17 protein-coding genes and 1 tRNA gene are annotated in these 16,481 nt (G+C 69.8%); 6 read left to right on the top strand and 12 right to left on the bottom strand.

Annotated elements, in window-relative coordinates; translation table 11 throughout:
* Positions 1-106: 106 nt before the first annotated feature.
* Genes ACWD10_RS14600 through ACWD10_RS14590 form a run of 3 tightly spaced genes read right to left on the bottom strand, consistent with a single transcriptional unit; the run spans position 107 to position 3,352 of the window.
* Positions 107-961, bottom strand: coding sequence for a carbohydrate ABC transporter permease (locus ACWD10_RS14600; RefSeq protein WP_451090663.1), 855 nt, complete (start codon positions 959-961; stop codon positions 107-109).
* Complete coding sequence (locus ACWD10_RS14595) at positions 958-2,016, bottom strand: carbohydrate ABC transporter permease (protein WP_451090661.1); 1,059 nt, start codon at positions 2,014-2,016, stop codon at positions 958-960. The genes ACWD10_RS14600 and ACWD10_RS14595 overlap by 4 nt, the downstream gene beginning before the upstream one ends.
* 4 nt (positions 2,017-2,020) lie before the next feature.
* The gene (locus ACWD10_RS14590; protein ID WP_451090659.1) at positions 2,021-3,352 is read right to left on the bottom strand and encodes an ABC transporter substrate-binding protein; all 1,332 of its coding nucleotides are present in this window, start codon (positions 3,350-3,352) and stop codon (positions 2,021-2,023) included.
* Between the two features lie 202 nt (positions 3,353-3,554).
* Here ACWD10_RS14590 and ACWD10_RS14585 point away from each other — a divergent pair, with 202 nt between their 5' ends.
* Positions 3,555-4,619, top strand: coding sequence for a LacI family DNA-binding transcriptional regulator (locus tag ACWD10_RS14585; RefSeq protein WP_451090657.1), 1,065 nt, complete (start codon positions 3,555-3,557; stop codon positions 4,617-4,619).
* Between the two features lie 91 nt (positions 4,620-4,710).
* On the opposite strand, the gene ACWD10_RS14580 is transcribed toward ACWD10_RS14585, so the two are convergent.
* The 3 genes from ACWD10_RS14580 to ACWD10_RS14570 form a co-directional block, all read right to left on the bottom strand.
* Positions 4,711-4,783, bottom strand: a tRNA-His gene (locus ACWD10_RS14580).
* Positions 4,784-4,898: 115 nt separating this feature from the next.
* The gene (orn, locus tag ACWD10_RS14575; protein ID WP_451090655.1) at positions 4,899-5,501 is read right to left on the bottom strand and encodes an oligoribonuclease; all 603 of its coding nucleotides are present in this window, start codon (positions 5,499-5,501) and stop codon (positions 4,899-4,901) included.
* 5 nt (positions 5,502-5,506) lie between these two features.
* The gene (locus ACWD10_RS14570) at positions 5,507-6,748 is read right to left on the bottom strand and encodes a helix-turn-helix domain-containing protein (RefSeq protein ID WP_451090653.1); all 1,242 of its coding nucleotides are present in this window, start codon (positions 6,746-6,748) and stop codon (positions 5,507-5,509) included.
* A gap of 553 nt (positions 6,749-7,301) precedes the next feature.
* Between ACWD10_RS14570 and ACWD10_RS14565 the strand changes: the two genes are divergently transcribed.
* Together ACWD10_RS14565 and ACWD10_RS14560 are read left to right on the top strand one after the other, a co-directional pair.
* Positions 7,302-7,670, top strand: coding sequence for a hypothetical protein (locus ACWD10_RS14565; RefSeq protein ID WP_451090651.1), 369 nt, complete (start codon positions 7,302-7,304; stop codon positions 7,668-7,670).
* 529 nt (positions 7,671-8,199) lie between these two features.
* Positions 8,200-8,724, top strand: a complete 525-nt coding sequence (locus ACWD10_RS14560; protein ID WP_451090649.1) for a universal stress protein — start codon at positions 8,200-8,202, stop codon at positions 8,722-8,724.
* A 284-nt stretch (positions 8,725-9,008) separates the two neighbouring features.
* Here ACWD10_RS14560 and glmS read toward each other — a convergent pair whose 3' ends face one another.
* Both glmS and ACWD10_RS14550 read right to left on the bottom strand, forming a co-directional pair.
* Positions 9,009-10,826, bottom strand: a complete 1,818-nt coding sequence (gene glmS / locus ACWD10_RS14555; protein WP_451090647.1) for a glutamine--fructose-6-phosphate transaminase (isomerizing) — start codon at positions 10,824-10,826, stop codon at positions 9,009-9,011.
* Between the two features lie 100 nt (positions 10,827-10,926).
* A complete protein-coding gene (locus ACWD10_RS14550; RefSeq protein ID WP_451090645.1) occupies positions 10,927-11,184 on the bottom strand; it encodes a hypothetical protein in 258 nt (85 codons plus the stop codon).
* A 276-nt stretch (positions 11,185-11,460) separates the two neighbouring features.
* On the opposite strand from ACWD10_RS14550, the gene ACWD10_RS14545 reads away from it, so the two are divergent.
* Positions 11,461-13,065, top strand: a complete 1,605-nt coding sequence (locus ACWD10_RS14545; protein WP_451090771.1) for a beta-N-acetylhexosaminidase — start codon at positions 11,461-11,463, stop codon at positions 13,063-13,065.
* A gap of 106 nt (positions 13,066-13,171) precedes the next feature.
* Here the strand turns inward: ACWD10_RS14545 and ACWD10_RS14540 are convergent, their stop codons facing one another.
* Both ACWD10_RS14540 and ACWD10_RS14535 read right to left on the bottom strand, forming a co-directional pair.
* On the bottom strand, positions 13,172-13,558 hold the full coding sequence (locus ACWD10_RS14540) for a hypothetical protein (RefSeq protein WP_451090643.1): 387 nt from the start codon (positions 13,556-13,558) through the stop codon (positions 13,172-13,174).
* Positions 13,555-13,818, bottom strand: coding sequence for a hypothetical protein (locus tag ACWD10_RS14535; protein WP_451090641.1), 264 nt, complete (start codon positions 13,816-13,818; stop codon positions 13,555-13,557). The genes ACWD10_RS14540 and ACWD10_RS14535 overlap by 4 nt, the downstream gene beginning before the upstream one ends.
* 99 nt (positions 13,819-13,917) lie before the next feature.
* Here ACWD10_RS14535 and ACWD10_RS14530 point away from each other — a divergent pair, with 99 nt between their 5' ends.
* On the top strand, positions 13,918-14,160 hold the full coding sequence (locus tag ACWD10_RS14530; protein ID WP_451090639.1) for a helix-turn-helix domain-containing protein: 243 nt from the start codon (positions 13,918-13,920) through the stop codon (positions 14,158-14,160).
* A 32-nt stretch (positions 14,161-14,192) separates the two neighbouring features.
* Positions 14,193-15,113, top strand: coding sequence for an alpha/beta hydrolase (locus ACWD10_RS14525; protein WP_451090637.1), 921 nt, complete (start codon positions 14,193-14,195; stop codon positions 15,111-15,113).
* A 66-nt stretch (positions 15,114-15,179) separates the two neighbouring features.
* On the opposite strand, the gene ACWD10_RS14520 is transcribed toward ACWD10_RS14525, so the two are convergent.
* Together ACWD10_RS14520 and ACWD10_RS14515 are read right to left on the bottom strand one after the other, a co-directional pair.
* The gene (locus ACWD10_RS14520; RefSeq protein WP_451090635.1) at positions 15,180-15,821 is read right to left on the bottom strand and encodes a hypothetical protein; all 642 of its coding nucleotides are present in this window, start codon (positions 15,819-15,821) and stop codon (positions 15,180-15,182) included.
* Positions 15,822-15,860: 39 nt separating this feature from the next.
* The gene (locus ACWD10_RS14515; protein WP_451090633.1) at positions 15,861-16,472 is read right to left on the bottom strand and encodes a hypothetical protein; all 612 of its coding nucleotides are present in this window, start codon (positions 16,470-16,472) and stop codon (positions 15,861-15,863) included.
* Positions 16,473-16,481 lie beyond the last annotated feature (9 nt).

Genomic DNA, 16,481 nt, shown 5'->3' with positions numbered 1-16,481 from the left:
CACCCGCGGCCCCCCACCCGCGGCCCCCCACCCGCGGCCCCCACCCACGACGTCAGCCGCACATCGACACCGTCGGGAAGGGACGGGACCGGGGAAACGACACCGCCTACCCCTTCACCGCCCCCTGCATGATCCCGCCCACGATCTGCTTACCGAACACGACGAACGCGAGAAGGAGGGGAAGCGTGCCGAGCAGCGCGCCCGCCATGATCACCGACTGGTCCGGGATAAAGCCCTGACCGAGCCCGGTCAGCGCGACCTGCACGGTCGGACTGCCGTTCTGCGTCAGGGCGATGATCGGCCAGAAGAAGTCGTTCCAGGCCTGGACGAAGGTGAGCATGCCGAGTACGGCCATCGCCGGGCGCGCGGCCGGGAAGACCACGTGCCAGACGACGCGCAGGCTGCTGGCCCCGTCCACCCGGGCCGCCTCGATCACCTCGCTGGGCAGCGCCTGGAGCAGGTACTGGCGCATGAAGAACACACCGAAGGCGCTCACCAGGGTGGGCAGGATGACGGCCTGTAGCTGGTCGGTCCAGTTGAGCTCGGCCACCAGCATGTAGAGCGGTACGACGCTGAGTTGGGGCGGCACCATCATCGTGCCGATCACGAGGAGCAGCAGGAGGTTCTTGAAGCGGAAGCGCAGCTTGGCGAAGGCGAAACCGGCGAGCGTGGAGAACAGCACGGTGCCGAGCGCGATCGAACCGGCGACGACCACGGTATTGAGCAGGGCCGTGCCCATATTGGCGTCGGTCCAGGCGATCTGGAGATTCCGGAAGAGATTGCCGCCGAACCAGAAGGGAGGGGGAGTCTGGGCGAGTCTGGTGTTGTTCCGTGAGGCGGCGATCGCCGTCCACACCAGCGGGAACAGGGACAGCACGGTGAGCACGATCAGGACCGCGTAGGTCCAGCGACCGGCGTGCAACTGCCGTCCCGCGCCGGGCTTTGAGACGCCGAGCTTCATGAGGCCCCCTCGCTCTTGCGCAGCCGACGGGCGATCAGCAAGTTGACCGCGCCGATGAGCAGCAGGATCAGGAACATCGCCCAGGCGATGGCCGAGGCGCGGCCCAGGTGCAGATTGGTCCAGCCCTGTTCGTAGAGGTACAGGCCGAGGGTCTGGAACTGGTGCTCCGGGCCACCGGTGGGGGACCCGCTGCCGCTGAACAACAAGGGCTCACCGAAGAGTTGGATCGCGCCGATCGTCGAGACCACACAGGTGAACAGGATCGTGGGGCGCAACGAAGGGAGGGTGACATGCAGGAACTGCCGCCAGCGCGAGGCGCCGTCCAGGGCCGCCGACTCGTACAGGTCGTCCGGGATGGACTGCATCGCGGCCAGATAGATCAGCGCGTTGTAGCCGGTCCAGCGCCAGATGACGATCGTGGAGACCGCGATCTGCGAGGTCCAGTGGCCGTTCCGCCAGTCGACCCCGTCGAACCCGACCAGACCGAGCGCCCAGTTGATCATGCCGTAGTCGCGGCCGAAGAGCAGCACGAAGACCAGCGTCGCGGCGGCCACCGAGGTGGCGTACGGCGTCAGCGCCACGACCCGGAAGAACGTGGAGGCACGCAGCCGGTAGTTGAGCAGATGGGCGATGCCGAGGGCCATCAGAAGCTGCGGGACGGTGGACAGGAGCCCGATGGTGACCGTGTTCCGCAGCGCGTTCCAGAAGAATTCGTCGCTCAGGAGGCGGGAGAAGTTGTGCAGGCCCGCCCACTCCATCGACGTGGGGTCGGTCAGCTCGACCCGGTGCAAGGCGGCCCAGCCCGTATAGAGCAGCGGGAAGAGCCCGAAGGCGGCGAAGAAGAGGAAGAACGGCGCCACGAACGCGTACGGGCTCCACCGCACATCGCGCCGATAGCGCCTGGAGCGCCGTTCCCGGGCCCGCTCGGCCGCGTCCCGGTCGCGGGCACGCGCGCGTGCCTCGTCACCGGCCAGGGCTCCGGCTGTCGTCACGGGCGGGGCGGCCGCCCCCTCGTCGCCCCGGGTGGGCGCGGCCGCCTGGTATTCGCTCGTCATGGGGTCACTGGTCCAGAGCGTTGTCGATCGCCTTCACGGCGGCCTTCCAGCCCTCCTCGGAGGACTTGCCCTTCTGGTCGACCTGGAGCATGCCGACGTCCGCGAGGTTCTGGGCGATGATCAGGTCCTTCGGGCCGAGGATCTGCACCGGCGCCCCCTCGGCCGCCTTGGCGAAGATCTTGCCGATGGGAGCGTCACCGAAGTACGCGCTCTTGGAGTCCGCGACCTCCGGCAGGTCGTACGCCGCCGAGGCGCTCGGGAAGCTGCCCTGCTGGTCGAAGAGCTTGGCCTGCTGTTCGGGCGCGGTCAGCCAGGCCGCGAGCTTCGCCGCCTCCTCGGTGTGCTTTCCGGCCTTCGGTACGACGAGGAAGGAGCCGCCCCAGTTGCCGGGCTTCGGGGCCTGGGCGACGTCCCACTGGTCCGCACCGGCCTTGCCCGCCTTGCTCTTGATGTAGCCGAGCATCCAGGCGGGGCAGGAGACGGTGGCGAAGGACGCGTTGGCGTAACCCTGGTCCCAGGAGGGCTGGAACTGCTGGAGCCTGGCGGTCAGGCCGGAGGAGGCGAACTCGGCCGCGAGGTCCCAGGCCTCCTTCACGCGAGGGTTGGTCTTGTAGATGACCTCGCCGCTCTTGTCGTAGAAGCGTTCCGGGTAGCTGCCGGTGACGGCGGCCATCACGCCGGAGGCCGAATCGACGAAGGCGGTGTCCTTGGGGGCCTTGGCCTTGAACTTCTTGCCGACGTCGAGGTACTTCTGCCAGTCACCGGCCCACAGCTTGCCGACCGCCTTCCGGTCGGTGGGGAGCCCGGCCTTCTTGAAGAGGTCCTTGCGGTAGCAGATGCCCTGGGGGCCGACGTCGGTGCCGAGTCCGACCGTGGTGCCGTCCTTGGTGGTGCCCTGCTGCCATTTCCACTTCAGATAGGCGTCCTTGGAGACGCCGGGGGCCTTGCCGAGGTCGACGAGCTTGTCGGCCTGGGTATCAACGACCTCGGCGATGTTGTTGACCTCGACGGCCTGGATGTCGGCGAGGCCGCTGCCGGAGCCGAGGTGGGTGAGGAGTTGGGGGTAGTAGTTCTCGTTGCGTTCGATGGAGGTCTGCTTGATGACGATGTCGGGGTTCTTCTTCATGTACTCCTCGTAGAGCCCCGCCTCCTTGAGGCCGAACACCCCGAACACCCCGACGGTCAGCGTGGTCTTGCCCTTGCCTCCCTCACCGGCACCGCCGGTTACGCCGCCGGGCTCGGCCGGGTCCCCGGCGCAGCCGGCGAGCAGGGAGAGACCGAGGGCGGCCGCCGCGAGGGTCGTCACCGGTGTGCGGGTGCGGGTCCTGATGCGCATTGCGTCCTCCTGTGTGCCCTGCGGCAAGGGTGGGGGTGGGGAACGTGCGAGTGAGGTAGGCGTCCGGTACGGTGGGAGCGCTCCCATAAGTTCTGTTGAAGGGTTCCGGCTCGCCCGGTGGGTGTCAAGGCACCGGACGGCGTGAGTTGCTCCAGAGCGCCGCTGTTAGTTTTCGGCGACGTATGGCGAAGGGGAGGCAGACATGACAGCGGGGCAGGGGCGGGAACGGGTCCGCCGTGGGGGACGGCCCACGCTCGAGCAGGTGGCCGCGCAGGCGGGCGTCGGCCGGGGCACCGTGTCGCGGGTGATCAACGGTTCGCCGCGGGTGAGTGAGCGGACCCGGACGGCCGTGGAGGCCGCGATCGCGGAGCTCGGCTATGTGCCCAACACGGCGGCCCGTGCGCTCGCCGCGAACCGTAATGACGCCATCGCGCTCGTGGTGCCCGAGCCGGAGCAGCGCTTCTTCGCGGAGCCGTACTTCTCGGAGATCGTGCAGGGCGTCGGGCAGGTGCTCGCCGATACGGAGGTGCAGCTGCTGCTCACCTTCGCGGACGGCGACCGGGAGCGGCGGCGGCTCGCGCAGTATCTGGCGGCCCAGCGCGTGGACGGGGTGCTCCTGGTCTCCGTGCACGCGGACGACCCGCTGCCCGACCTCGTCGACGAGCTGGGCATCCCGATCGTGATCAGCGGCCGGCGGTCCGCCGACGAGGCGCTGACCTCGGTGGACTCCGACAACTTCGAGGGGGCCAGGGCGGCGGTCCGGCACTTGCTCGAGCGGGGTCGCCGCACCATCGCCACGATCACCGGTCCGCTCGATGTGTACGCGGCACAGGCGCGGCTCGACGGCTACCGCGAGGAGCTCCTGCACGGCCCCGGTGCGCCCGGCGCCGTGGATCCGTCCCTCGTGGTCGAGGCGGACTTCACCGAGGAGGGCGGCCGCCGGGCCATGGCGGAGCTCCTGGCACGGAGCCCGGACCTCGACGCGGTCTTCGCCGGGTCCGATGTGATGGCGGCGGGGGCGCGGCGGGTGCTGCGGGAGGCGGGGCGCCGAATACCGCAGGACGTGGCCCTGGTGGGGTTCGACGACTCGGTGATCGCGCGGCACATGGAGCCCGCGCTGACGAGTGTGCGGCAGCCGGTGGCGGAGATGGGGCGGGAGATGACGCGGTTGCTGCTCACGGAGATCGCGGCCGCGGGGGAGGGGCAGCGGCTGGAGCGGACGCAGGTCGTGGTGCCTACGGAGCTGGTGGTGCGGGCGTCCTCGTAGGTCATCGGCACCGTGGGCACCGGGGAAGCCCACGGTGCCCACGGTGAAACGCCAGAGGCCCGGTTCCAAGGAACCGGGCCTCTGCTCTGAGGGTGAGTGACGGGACTTGAACCCGCGACTTCCTGGACCACAACCAGGTGCTCTACCAGCTGAGCTACACCCACCATGACCGGTCGTTTTCCCGACCGGCCGAGAAAAAGTGTACAGGGTCCGAAGGGGTGCTCGCGCACCCCTTTCACGGGGCCCTGATGTGCTGGACATCGGGCCCCGCTCCACGGGCTACTCCGCGCGCAGCACGTGCCGGGCCGCGATGGTGCGGGCCGTGTCCGAATCCGGGCCGGGCTGCGGGACGAAGATCGCCTCGCGGTAGTAGCGCAGCTCGGCGATGGATTCGCGGATGTCGGCCAGGGCCCGGTGGTTGCCGTTCTTCTCCGGGCTGTTGAAGTACGCCCGCGGGTACCAGCGCCGCGCCAGCTCCTTGATGGAGGAGACGTCGACGATCCGGTAGTGCAGGAACTCCTCCAGGGTCGGCATGTCCCGCAGCAGGAAGCCGCGGTCGGTACCGACCGAGTTTCCGCAGAGCGGAGCCTTACCGGGTTCCTTGACGTGCTCACGTACATACGCGAGCACCTGCTCCTCGGCGTCCGCGAGCGTCGTACCGCTCGCCAGCTCGTCGAGGAGGCCCGAGGCGGTGTGCATGGCGCGCACCACCTCGGGCATCGTGTCCAGCGCCGCGTCCGGTGGGCGGATCACGATGTCCACCCCTTCGCCGAGCACGTTCAGCTCCGAGTCGGTGACCAGGGCGGCCACCTCGATAAGTGCGTCATCCGTCAGCGAGAGCCCGGTCATCTCGCAGTCGATCCACACCATGCGATCGTTCATGTGATTCAGCCTACGGGGCGTTCCCGCTGGCCGGGGAGCGTCGCGCGGGTGGCGGAGTACGCATCGGGGCCTGTTCTGCCGGTATCCGAGGTGGTCGCGGTGGCCGAGGCGCCCGGCAGCCCGAGCGCGGCGGCGGCCGCCGTACGCCGGGCCTGGGCGGGCACGGGAGCCGGACCGCCGTGTCCCAGGGCACCCGCCGGGGCCTCGGCGAGCTCCGCGGGCCGCTCGGTCTGCGGTCTGCGCGCCCGGTACGCGGCCCGGTAGGCGGCGGGCGAGGACCCGAGCTGGCGGCGGAAGTGCCCGCGCAGCGCGACCGGCGAGCGGAAGCCGCAGCGGCCCGCGACCTCGTCCACGGAGTAGTCCGACGTCTCCAGGAGGCGCTGCGCCTGTAGCACCCGCTGGGTGATCAGCCACTGAAGCGGCGCGCTGCCGGTGAGCGAGCGGAACCTGCGGTCGAAGGTCCGTCGGCTCATGTACGCGCGCGCGGCCAGGGTCTCCACGTCGAACTGCTCGTGCAGATGCTCCAGGGCCCAGGCGACGACCTCGGCGAGCGGGTCGGCGCCGATCTCCTCCGGTAAAGACCTGTCGAGGTAGCGCTCCTGCCCGCCGGTCCGCCGCGGCGGCACCACCAGGCGGCGGGCGAGCGCCCCGGCCGCCTCGGCGCCGTGATCCGTACGCACAATGTGCAGGCACAGGTCGATGCCTGCGGCGGTGCCCGCGGACGTCAGTACGTCGCCGTCGTCCACGAAGAGTTCGCGCGGGTCGACGTGGACCGACGGATAGCGCTTGGCGAGCGTCGGCGCGTACATCCAGTGCGTGGTGGCCGGGCGGCCGTCGAGCAGGCCCGCGGCCGCGAGGACGAACGCCCCCGTGCACAGGCCGACGATGCGGGCGCCCTCCTCATGGGCGCGGCGCAGCGCCTCGAGGGACTCCTCCGGCGGTGGCGAGGTGATCGAGCGCCAGGCCGGCACGACGACCGTGCCCGCCCGCGAGATCGCCTCGAGCCCATAGGGCGCGGTGAGTTCGAGTCCCCCGGTGGTGCGCAGCGGGCCGTCCTCGCCCGAGCACACGAGGAGGCGGTAGCGCGGTACCCCCGCGTCCTGGCGGTCCACGCCGAACACGGAGAGCGGTATGGAACTTTCGAAGATGGGACCGCCGCTGAACAGAAGTACGGCGACGATTTCCCTGCGGCGGCGCCCCGAGAGCTTGCGGGCCGCCTCCACTGCGGCTGCGGAGTCGTGGCTCATGCTGCTAAGCCCCCCTCGGTGGTCGCGGCGCCCCCATCGGTGTCCTGTCGGGCCTGTCGCTCCAGCACGTTTCCCCTCGGTCCTGCACGAGTCCCCCGCCCAGACGGTCATGATCGAATCTACTGTGTCCCGTGGTGCCGTCGTGACCAGTTCAGCACCCGGTGCAATGTCGACATGGCAACGTGGCGTGAAGCATTCGATCACGAAGCGTCGCACTCGTGAGCCTTCCGTGGAAGTGGGCCTCACCGCCGTGGCCGGTCCCCGTAGGGCTCAGGCGCCCTCCGTGACCCTTTCCGCCCTGGTGAAACGGGGGTTGGAGGGGGGTCCTGCGGGCCCGTGCACGGTAGCCCGACTTTGGCTGAAAACCGATAGGGGCGCATGGCCAATTCAAGGCAACGCCCAGCGTGTTTCAAGCCGAGTGGCGACCGCCCCGATGCGCCCCGTGACGCGCCCCCGGTCCCGGTCTGCCGCGCCTGCCGCGATGGCCCTGGAAGTTATCGCTCCGCACCGGTTCCGCGCGACGCGGGTGCCCCGCACGCCGGGAGCCACGAGCGTGTTCCGGCCGCCCCGCCCGAAGCCGTGCCGCGCCGCGTTCGGACTGGCGGAGCAGCAGCCGACAGGCCCCGGTCACCGCGGCAAGGCCGAGGGCGGCCCCGGCGGCCCCGCCCAGCGAAGTGCCGTACACGACAAGGACGACGGGCACCAGGACGCAGCTGAAGGCCGCCCAGCCGACGAGGTCGCCCACGGTGTCCGCCGGGGCCGCGCCCGGCCCCGGCGCGGCACCCCCGCCCGCACCGCCCGTACCGCGCGGGCCCCCGGGACCGCCCGGCCTGCCTCGTCCGCCCGCCCCGTTCGAGTCACCCGCGGCGCCTCCCGGACCACCCGGACCACCTGGTCGGCCGGGACCGCCCGGGGCCTGTGAGGCCTGCGGCGCACGCGGGGTGCGCTGTCGGGGCGCGCCCCGCGTGCGCCGGTGCCCGGAGGCCCGCCGGAGCGCGTGCGCGGGGGTGGGCGTGGGGCGTGTTCCGGGCACGGGCGGCTCCCTGGGGTGGTGGCTTCGGAGTTTCAACGCGCGGCGGAACGGCCGGGTCACTAGGGACTACGCCCGAAGTGCACGGGGCACGGTTCTCCGACGTGGACGGGGACCGGCTTTCCGAAATGCCTGGCATACGTCGCTGAAGTGCGGGTAACGGGGAGTACATCGGGCGAAGCCGTGGCGATGCACAGAAGCCTGTACGGGGCAGCTGCCGTTGCCATACCGGACGGGCTCGTGCATGCTCCCTGGAAGCCCCGGCCCCCCTGCGGGACCTGGGCAGACGGAGAGTGTCGCCGTACCCTTAGGGGTATGGGGTCGGGAAGACGATTCCCGGACACGGCTCCACCGCCCAGTGCCACTCAAGCCCGAGAAAGCCGTACCTCCCACCGAGGACTCTCCCTCAGCCGAGACACCGATGGCCGGTCACGAATTCCCCGAACCCGCGGACCGCAAGCGGCAGGTCGCCGACCCGACGGCGACGCCCCGAGCGGCGGAACAGCCGCGCCAGTCCTGCGACCCCGCCTTCAAGCACGGTGTCGTCGTCGGCTTCGACGGCTCCACCTCCAGTGAGCGTGCCCTCGCGTACGCCATCGGCCTGGCGAGCCGCTCCGGCTCGGGCCTGATCATCGTGCATGTGGCCAACCGGCTGCCCACCACGGTGTGGGCGGGCTGTGAGCCGCCGGTCTTCGTCGACGTACCCGACCACCGCACCGAGGTGCTCGGGCTCGAACTCGCCTGTGCGGACTATCTGTCCGAGGTGCCGTGGATCCTGGTCGAGCGCGGCGGGGACATCTGCCACGAACTCGAGGAGGTCGGGCGGGAGTACGAGGCGGACGCGATCGTCGTCGGCTCCACGCACGGCCTCGTCGGCCGGATCTTCGGCTCGGTCGCGGGCCGGCTCGCGCGGCGTGCGCAGCGCCCGGTCATCGTCATCCCGTAGCAGCACCTCGTAGCGGCACCTCGTGACGGACGAGGCGTCAACTCGCCGAATCTACCGCCGCGTAGCAGGTGCTTTGCGTCCTGGTGAAGGGTAGATAGCAGGCAGCGTCCGTCGATCCGTGACGCTGCCCGCCGCCGGGGGGTGACGGCCACCGGCCAGGCAGCCGCGAAGGCCGGGGTAAATGGGCGACCCCGGCCACCCGAAGAACGACCCCCTGTGTGCAAAGGTGGCACGCACAGGGGGTCGTTCGCGCGTACGCCTACGCGTACGTGGGGGCGTACGGGCTACTCCACCGTCACCGACTTGGCGAGGTTGCGCGGCTTGTCGATGTCGCGGCCGAGGGCCAGGGCCGTGTGGTAGGCGAGGAGTTGGAGCGGGATGCCCATCAGGATCGGGTCCAGCTCGGTCTCGTTCTTCGGCACCACGATGGTGTGGTCGGCCTTCTCCTGCTCCTGGTGCGCGACCGCGAGGATCTTGCCGCTGCGGGCCTTGATCTCCTCCAGGGCGGCGCGGTTCTTCTCCAGGAGGTCGTCGTCCGGGACGATCGCCACGGTCGGCAGGGCGGGCTCGATGAGGGCGAGCGGGCCGTGCTTCAACTCCGAGGCCGGGTACGCCTCGGCGTGGATGTACGAGATCTCCTTCAGCTTCAGCGAGGCCTCGAGGGCGACCGGGTAGCCGCGCACCCGGCCGATGAACATCATCGACTTGGCGTCGGCGAACTGCGCCGCCAGCTTCTTGATCTCGTCCTCCTGCTTGAGGATCTCGGAGATCTGTCCGGGCAGTCGGCGCAGCCCCTCGATGATCCGCTTGCCGTCGGCCACGGAGAGGTCGCGGATGCGGCCCAGGTGCAGGGCGAGCAGCGCGAAGGCGACGACCGTGTTGGTGAAGCACTTCGTGGAGACGACGCAGACCTCGGGACCGGCGTGCACGTACACGCCGCCGTCGGCCTCGCGGGCGATCGCCGAGCCGACGACGTTGACGACGCCGAGGACCCGGGCGCCCTTGCGCTTGAGCTCCTGCACGGCGGCGAGCACGTCGTACGTCTCGCCGGACTGGGAGACCGCGATGTACAGGGTGTCGGGGTCGACGACCGGGTTGCGGTAGCGGAACTCCGAGGCGGGCTCGGCGTCGGCCGGGATCCGGGCCATGCCTTCGATCAGCCCGGCGCCGATCAGACCCGCGTGGTAACTGGTGCCGCAGCCAAGGATCTTGATGCGGCGGATGGTGCGGGCCTCACGGGCGTCCAGGTTGAGGCCGCCGAGGTGCACGGTGGAGAAGCGGTCGTCGATCCGGCCGCGCAGGACGCGGTCCACGGCGTCCGGCTGCTCGCTGATCTCCTTGTGCATGTACGTGTCGTGGCCGCCCATGTCGTACGACTCGGCCTCCCACTCCACGGTGGTGGGGCTGGCGGTCGTACGCGAACCCTCGGTGGTGTAGGTGCGGAAGTCATCGGCCTTGAGGGTGGCCATCTCGCCGTCGTCGAGGGTGACGACCTGGCGGGTGTGCGAGACGAGCGCGGCCACGTCCGAGGCGACGAACATCTCCTTCTCGCCGATACCGAGGACGACGGGGGAGCCGTTGCGGGCCACCACGATGCGGTCCGGGAAGTCGGCGTGCAGCACGGCGACGCCGTACGTGCCCTCGATCAGCTTGATCGACTGGCGGACCTTCTCCTCGAGGGTGTCGGCCTCGGAGCGGGCGATGAGGTGGGTGAGGACCTCGGTGTCGGTCTCGGAGGCGAAGGTCACGCCGTCGGCGGTGAGCTTGGCGCGCAGGTCGTCGGCGTTGTCGATGATGCCGTTGTGGACGACGGCGACCTTGCCCTCGGGGTCGAGGTGGGGGTGCGCGTTCTCGTCGGAGGGGGCGCCGTGGGTGGCCCAGCGGGTGTGCGCGATGCCGGTGGTGCCCGCGAAGCGCTTGGGGATACGGGCTTCCAGGTCCCGGACCCGGCCCTTGGCCTTGACCATCTTCAGGCCGGTGGCCTTGGGGCTGGTGATGACGACGCCGGCCGAGTCGTAGCCGCGGTACTCGAGGCGCTGGAGGCCCTCGAGGAGGAGGGGGGCGACGTCACGCTTGCCGATATAACCGACGATTCCGCACATATGGGTCTGGATCCCCTAAGCCTTGTCGTGGACAGTCATGGAGTTGGTGGCCGTGCTTTCGGCCGTTGGGTGGCCGTGCTTCCGGCCGGTGTGGCTGTGCTCAGCCGTAGATCATCCGGCGCAGCTGCCGGAGCGAGAGTTCGGGCGGTGCGACCGTGCGGTACCGCAGATCCGTGGCGATCTGCTCGAAGATCGCCGCGTTCACAAGCCCTTGGCCCTGGAGCTCGCGGTGGCGGCGCCGTACGAACGCCTCGGTCGTCTCGTCGAAGTAGGCGAGGACATCCTGCACCACCCGCAGGGCCTCGCCGCGGCTGAGCGGCGTGGAGCGGGTCAGGTGGTCGATGAGGTCCTCGTGCACCCGGTAGATCCTGGGGTATCGGCGGTTGCTTCGCAAGAATTCTGCCCGAAAGCGGGCAGGAGTGTGTCGTTAGCGGGCAGGAGTGTGTCGTTTCGGGGTCGTCGCCCACTCGCCTTGCGTGCGGAGTGGTCTATACCCCTTGACCCCTCCGGGGGTGCGCGGTACCCATGGGTCCGTTCTTGCCCGTCAGATGCGCGTAGCCCGTCGAAGGGACCGCTTGTGAGACAGCACAGAACCATTCCCCGCTTGCTCGGCTCGCTGTTACTCGTGGCGGCTATGGGGGTGTCCGTGACCGGCGCTGCGTCCGCGTCCGTGTCCGTGTCGGCGTCCGTGTCTACGTCTGATGCGTCGTCGCCGTCGGGGGTCGGGGACGTCACCCCGCTCGGTCAGGTGATTCCGGCCCCCGCCTCGGTCGAGCCGGGCGGATCCGCGTACGAGATCACTGAGAAGACCCGGATCCGGGTGGACGGTGGCGACGGCGGTGGCCGGGCGGCGGCCCGGCAGGTCGGCGACTTCCTCGCCGAGACGCTGCGCCCGGCCACCGGCTATCGGCTGCCGGTCACGAAGAGGTCGGGCGGGGACGGCCTGCGGCTCCGACTGGACGCCGGGGAGCGGGAGTTGGGGGAGGAGGGTTACCGGCTCGAGTCGGGCGCCGATTCCGTCACGATCACGGCGCACCAGGCCGCCGGGCTCTTCCGCGGCGTACAGACCCTGCGCCAGCAACTGCCGCCGGAGGTCGAGGCGCGGGAGGCGCAGGCCGGGCCGTGGAAGGTGGCGGGCGGTGAGATCGAGGACACGCCGCGATTCGAGCACCGGGGCGCGATGCTGGACGTATCGCGGCACTTCTTCACCGTCGAGCAGGTGAAGCGGTACATCGACCAGATGGCGATGTACAAGATCAACAAGCTGCATCTTCACCTCAGCGACGACCAGGGCTGGCGCATCGCCATCGACTCCTGGCCGCGCCTCGCGACGTACGGCGGTTCGACGCAGGTGGGCGGCGGCCCCGGCGGCTACTACACGAAGGCGCAGTACAAGGAGATCGTGCAGTACGCGGCCGACCGCTACCTGGAGGTGATCCCGGAGATCGACATGCCGGGCCACACGAACGCGGCGCTCGCGTCGTACGCGGACCTGAACTGCGACGGCAAGGCGCCCCCGCTCTATACGGGTACGGAGGTCGGCTTCAGCTCACTCTGCGTCCAGAAGGAGATCACGTACGACTTCGTGGACGACGTGATCAGAGAGATCGCGGAGCTGACGCCCGGGCGGTACATCCATATTGGTGGGGATGAAGCCCACTCGACGAGCCATGAGGACTACGTGGCCTTCATGGACCGGGTGCAGCCGGTGGTCGCCAAGTACGGCAAGACGGTGATCGGCTGGCACCAGCTGACGGGGGCGCGGCCCGCGGAGGGGGCGGCGGCCCAGTACTGGGGCTATGACGCGACGTCGCAGGCGGAGCGCGAGCAGGTCGTGAACGCCGCGAAGAACGGCACGAAGCTGATCCTCTCCCCGGCCGACCGGGCCTACCTCGACATGAAGTACAACCCGTCGACCCCGCTCGGCCTGTCCTGGGCGGGCTATGTGGAGGTGGACCGCTCGTACGACTGGAACCCCGGGGCGTACCTGGCCGGGGCCCCGGAAGACTCGATCCTCGGCGTCGAGGCCCCGCTCTGGTCCGAGACGATCTCGACCTCGGCCCACATCGAGTACATGGCCTTCCCACGGCTGCCCGGCATCGCGGAACTGGGCTGGTCCCCATGGTCGGAGCACGACTGGGACACGTACAAGGTGCGGCTCGCGGAGCAGGGGCCGCGGTGGGACGAGCTGGGGATGAATTACTACCGGTCGCCGGTGGTGCCGTGGCCGACTGACTGAGCCGGGCACTCCTCTTCCCGCTCTTCCCGCCCGGCGTCGGGCTCCGTGTGTGGGGCTCGGCGCCGGGGTCACCGGTTGAGGCAGGGGACACAGGTTGAGGCCGGGGTCACCGGTTGAGGTCGAGTACCGGCACTCCGAGCGCTTCGTACGCCTCGGGGGCGACCGTCACGGCGAGGGCGTCCGCTCCCCATACCGGGATGTTGCGTACGGCGTGTGCTGTCGCCGCGACGCCCGTGGGTACGCCGTCGCGGCGGAGCTGTGCGACGGCGAGCGCCGCCGAGTAGTCGAGATCCACGGTGTGGATGACGTCGAGCTGGCCGACATGCTCGGCGATCCCCTTGTACTCCGCGTCGGCTTCGAGGACGGCCAGAGCGGGCGCCCAGAGGCGGGTGTCCGGCTCCAGGTGCGCCCGATGGATCAGGGTGGAGACCTGTCGATTCCCGGAGAGCGCGACGAGTGTGGGCGCGTCCAGGACGAGGTGGAGCTGGATCACGCGGCCTCGCCGCGCGTGTGCGCCAGGGCCTCGCGGAGCTTACGACCCATCTCGGCACTCTCTTCGTCCGTCACCTCGACCCCGAAGTGCTCGGCCAGATAACTCCGGGTCTGCTCCGCCCGCTCCCGGCGCTCCTCGACCGTGAGCGTGTTCTCGGCGAACTCCTGCACCAGGGCGCGGATCGAGGTCCCCTGGGACTCGGCGAGGACCGCGAGACGGTCACGTACCTCGGTGGGCACACGAATCATGGCGTCGGACATGCGGCGAGTATACGTGTACGTTTACGTCGGTGGGCGGGTTGCGGGAAGACCGGTCGGGGACGTCGTCCCGATGAGCTTGTTGGACGAACTCGCGTCGACATGCTGCTCCTTCTCGCGGATGAGCACACCACCAGGGGGCTCGCCCGACGCCTCGGCGTCAGCAACGCCACCGCTTCCGCCCACACCGCCGCGTTGCGCGGCGCGGGTCTGATCACGACGGTCCGCGCCGGACGGGCCGTACTGCACCGGCGTACGGAGCTGGGGAGCCTGCTGGCGCGGCGCCGCGACCAACGCGCCGATCGGTGCGGGATCGCGGCGGACTGCCCGACGGATGGCGGGTGAACGTGGGGGTGGTGGCCGGGAGGATGGTCGGCATGGATCCCGAACTTGAAGCGTTCATACCGTTGTTCCCTCGGGCCGATCTGACCGATCCGGTTGCCGAGCGTAAGAACCTTGCCGCGTTGGCGGCCGCGGTGCCGGCGCCGGATACCTCGGGCATGGAGATCGAGGATCGGACTGTGCCTGGTGAGGTAGGCGTGCCTGTGCGGGTTTATCGGCCCCGGCAGGCCCAAGGCGCCATCGTCTGGTTGCACGGGGGCGGGTTTGTCATGGGGGATCTGGAGACCGAGCATCCGTGGGCCGCTCGGGTCGCGGAGGCCTCCGGTGCTGTGGTGATCTCGGTGGGGTATCGGCTGGCGCCCGAGCACCCGTTCCCGGCTGCCCCGGATGATGCGTACGCCGTGCTGGTCTGGGTCTCCGAGCACGCCGTCGAACTCGGCGTCGACCCGGGGCGGATCGCGGTCGGTGGGCACAGTGCCGGTGGAGGGCTTGCGGCTGCGGTGGCGTTGCGGGCGCGGGACGAGCAGGGGCCGAGTATCTGCTTTCAGCTGCTCAATCAGCCGGGGCTTGACGACCGTCAGGAGACGTGGTCGGCACGGCAGTTCACCGATACGCCCTGGATGAATCGCGACAAGGCTTCCGCGGCGTGGCGGCACTACCTGGGCTCCGCGCGTGGGCTCGCGCCAGTCACGCCGTACGCCGCACCGGCACGGGCCGCCGATCTGTCCGGGCTGCCGCCCGCCTACATCGCCACCGCGGAGTTCTGTCCGGCCCGGGACGAGGGCATCGAGTACGCATTGCGCCTGCTGCAGGCCGGTGTGTCGGTCGAACTGCACCAGTGGGCCGACACGTTCCACGGGTCTCAGGCGATCCTGTCCGCCGAGGTCTCTCAGCGGCAGCTCGCCGAACTCGGGACAGCCCTGCGTCGTGCCTTGCGTCGCTCCTTGGCCGACTGAGTCACCACCGCCAAACGAGCCACCACCAAACGAGTCGGCGAGCTCTGCGTCACCCGGCGGCGCCGGTCAATTGGCCGCCCCAGGAAGCCGGAGCGTCCGCGCGAAGTCGTCCAGGGGCTCGATTGCCGCGGCGATCACTTCCGGATCGTCGTGGTGCCCGCGGAGGCAGACATCGGGGAGGCCGGGCGCGGTGTGCCAGTGGTACGTCACCGAGGTCATCATGATGGTGCGGTCCGCGGGGTAGGAGCGGGTGACCCGGACCCCGTCCGTGCCCAGGTGTGGAGAGGCGAAATCAACGCTGCCGGTGCGCTGTTGCCACTCGGGGATCTCCGGGTGCGGCACCGTGAGCGCGGCGATTCCCTCGCACGAGGCCGCGTCGCGGGCCTCGCAGTGGAAGCGGGTGGCGTGCATCACCAGCGGCATGGAGGTCAGCGGAACGGGGTGGTAGATGAACGCTTCGTCGGCCTGGAGCTTGTACCGGAGCGTCGCCAGCGTCTGTTCGTAGAAGTTCTTGTGGAACTTGCGGAGTCTGCGGGTGAGTTCGATGCCATGGATGGCGGCCAGGCCGGTCAGGTGGTGGTGCAGCCATTCCTTGAAGTTCTGCTCGTCGATCTGGAGGTGGAGATAGCCCCAGAGGCCGGGGTTGGCATCCGTGTCGATGTGGAGTGGGGCGCCGAGGTCGGTGCTCCACAGGGTGCCGTCGGACATGAAAGGTCTCCTTCGTCGGGGGCACGGGCACTGTGACGCTCAGCGGTTGGGGGATTGGCCGATGTGGTTGAACCCGACATCGGCCTCACCGAGCCACAGTTCCGGGACGCAGCGCTGGAATGCCTCCGCGACCTCGGTTTGGATGCCGCGCACCAGCGGGATGCGGTAGCGCGACCGTGGCAGCCACGGGTCCAGCGGTTCCTCGTCGCGGACGAAGGGCCACAGGACCGGATCGTCGCGGTCGATCGACTGGTTCGGGCACAGCTCCAGGGAGTACACCCGCCCGGAACGCCCGAGGGCGCTGGAGTACAGCCCGGCCCCGGCCAGCATGTCCCAGGGGATGACCTGCTCGGCGGTCCCGTTGTGGTACCAGACTCCGGTCCGGTCGAGGCTCAGCTTCTGGTTGCGTCGCCTCCAGACCCGTACGAACGCAAACGCGCCGACGCCCGCGAAGAGCAGGAGCAGCAGCCCTGCCTGGATCGCGCGTACGAGCGCGGGCTCGCGGCTGGTCAACGTACCGGACACCCCGGTCAGTGCGATGTACCCGAAGAGGACCCCGACGATGGCGGCGTTGCGCTGAAGGCGATGCCCGAAGTGGATGACTTCGGCGTCCGGTTCGGGTGATGACGGGGTGGGCGAGGAGGTGGACATGCGGTGTCA

The sequence above is a fragment of the Streptomyces sp. NPDC002851 genome, assembly GCF_053591935.1.
Note: the sequence above shows the minus strand (reverse complement) of the source record. Positions and strands in the feature narration are given on the sequence as shown.

Bases quoted from the DNA above. Each gene is read 5' to 3' on its own strand.
- ACWD10_RS14600 (WP_451090663.1), bottom strand. From the start codon at position 961: ATGAAGCTCGGCGTCTCAAAGCCCGGCGCGGGACGGCAGTTGCACGCC.
- ACWD10_RS14595 (WP_451090661.1), bottom strand. From the start codon at position 2,016: ATGACGAGCGAATACCAGGCGGCCGCGCCCACCCGGGGCGACGAGGGG.
- ACWD10_RS14590 (WP_451090659.1), bottom strand. From the start codon at position 3,352: ATGCGCATCAGGACCCGCACCCGCACACCGGTGACGACCCTCGCGGCG.
- ACWD10_RS14585 (WP_451090657.1), top strand. From the start codon at position 3,555: ATGACAGCGGGGCAGGGGCGGGAACGGGTCCGCCGTGGGGGACGGCCC.
- orn (WP_451090655.1), bottom strand. From the start codon at position 5,501: ATGAACGATCGCATGGTGTGGATCGACTGCGAGATGACCGGGCTCTCG.
- ACWD10_RS14570 (WP_451090653.1), bottom strand. From the start codon at position 6,748: ATGAGCCACGACTCCGCAGCCGCAGTGGAGGCGGCCCGCAAGCTCTCG.
- ACWD10_RS14560 (WP_451090649.1), top strand. From the start codon at position 8,200: ATGGCCGGTCACGAATTCCCCGAACCCGCGGACCGCAAGCGGCAGGTC.
- glmS (WP_451090647.1), bottom strand. From the start codon at position 10,826: ATGTGCGGAATCGTCGGTTATATCGGCAAGCGTGACGTCGCCCCCCTC.
- ACWD10_RS14545 (WP_451090771.1), top strand. From the start codon at position 11,461: ATGGGGGTGTCCGTGACCGGCGCTGCGTCCGCGTCCGTGTCCGTGTCG.
- ACWD10_RS14535 (WP_451090641.1), bottom strand. From the start codon at position 13,818: ATGTCCGACGCCATGATTCGTGTGCCCACCGAGGTACGTGACCGTCTC.
- ACWD10_RS14530 (WP_451090639.1), top strand. From the start codon at position 13,918: ATGCTGCTCCTTCTCGCGGATGAGCACACCACCAGGGGGCTCGCCCGA.
- ACWD10_RS14525 (WP_451090637.1), top strand. From the start codon at position 14,193: ATGGATCCCGAACTTGAAGCGTTCATACCGTTGTTCCCTCGGGCCGAT.
- ACWD10_RS14520 (WP_451090635.1), bottom strand. From the start codon at position 15,821: ATGTCCGACGGCACCCTGTGGAGCACCGACCTCGGCGCCCCACTCCAC.
- ACWD10_RS14515 (WP_451090633.1), bottom strand. From the start codon at position 16,472: ATGTCCACCTCCTCGCCCACCCCGTCATCACCCGAACCGGACGCCGAA.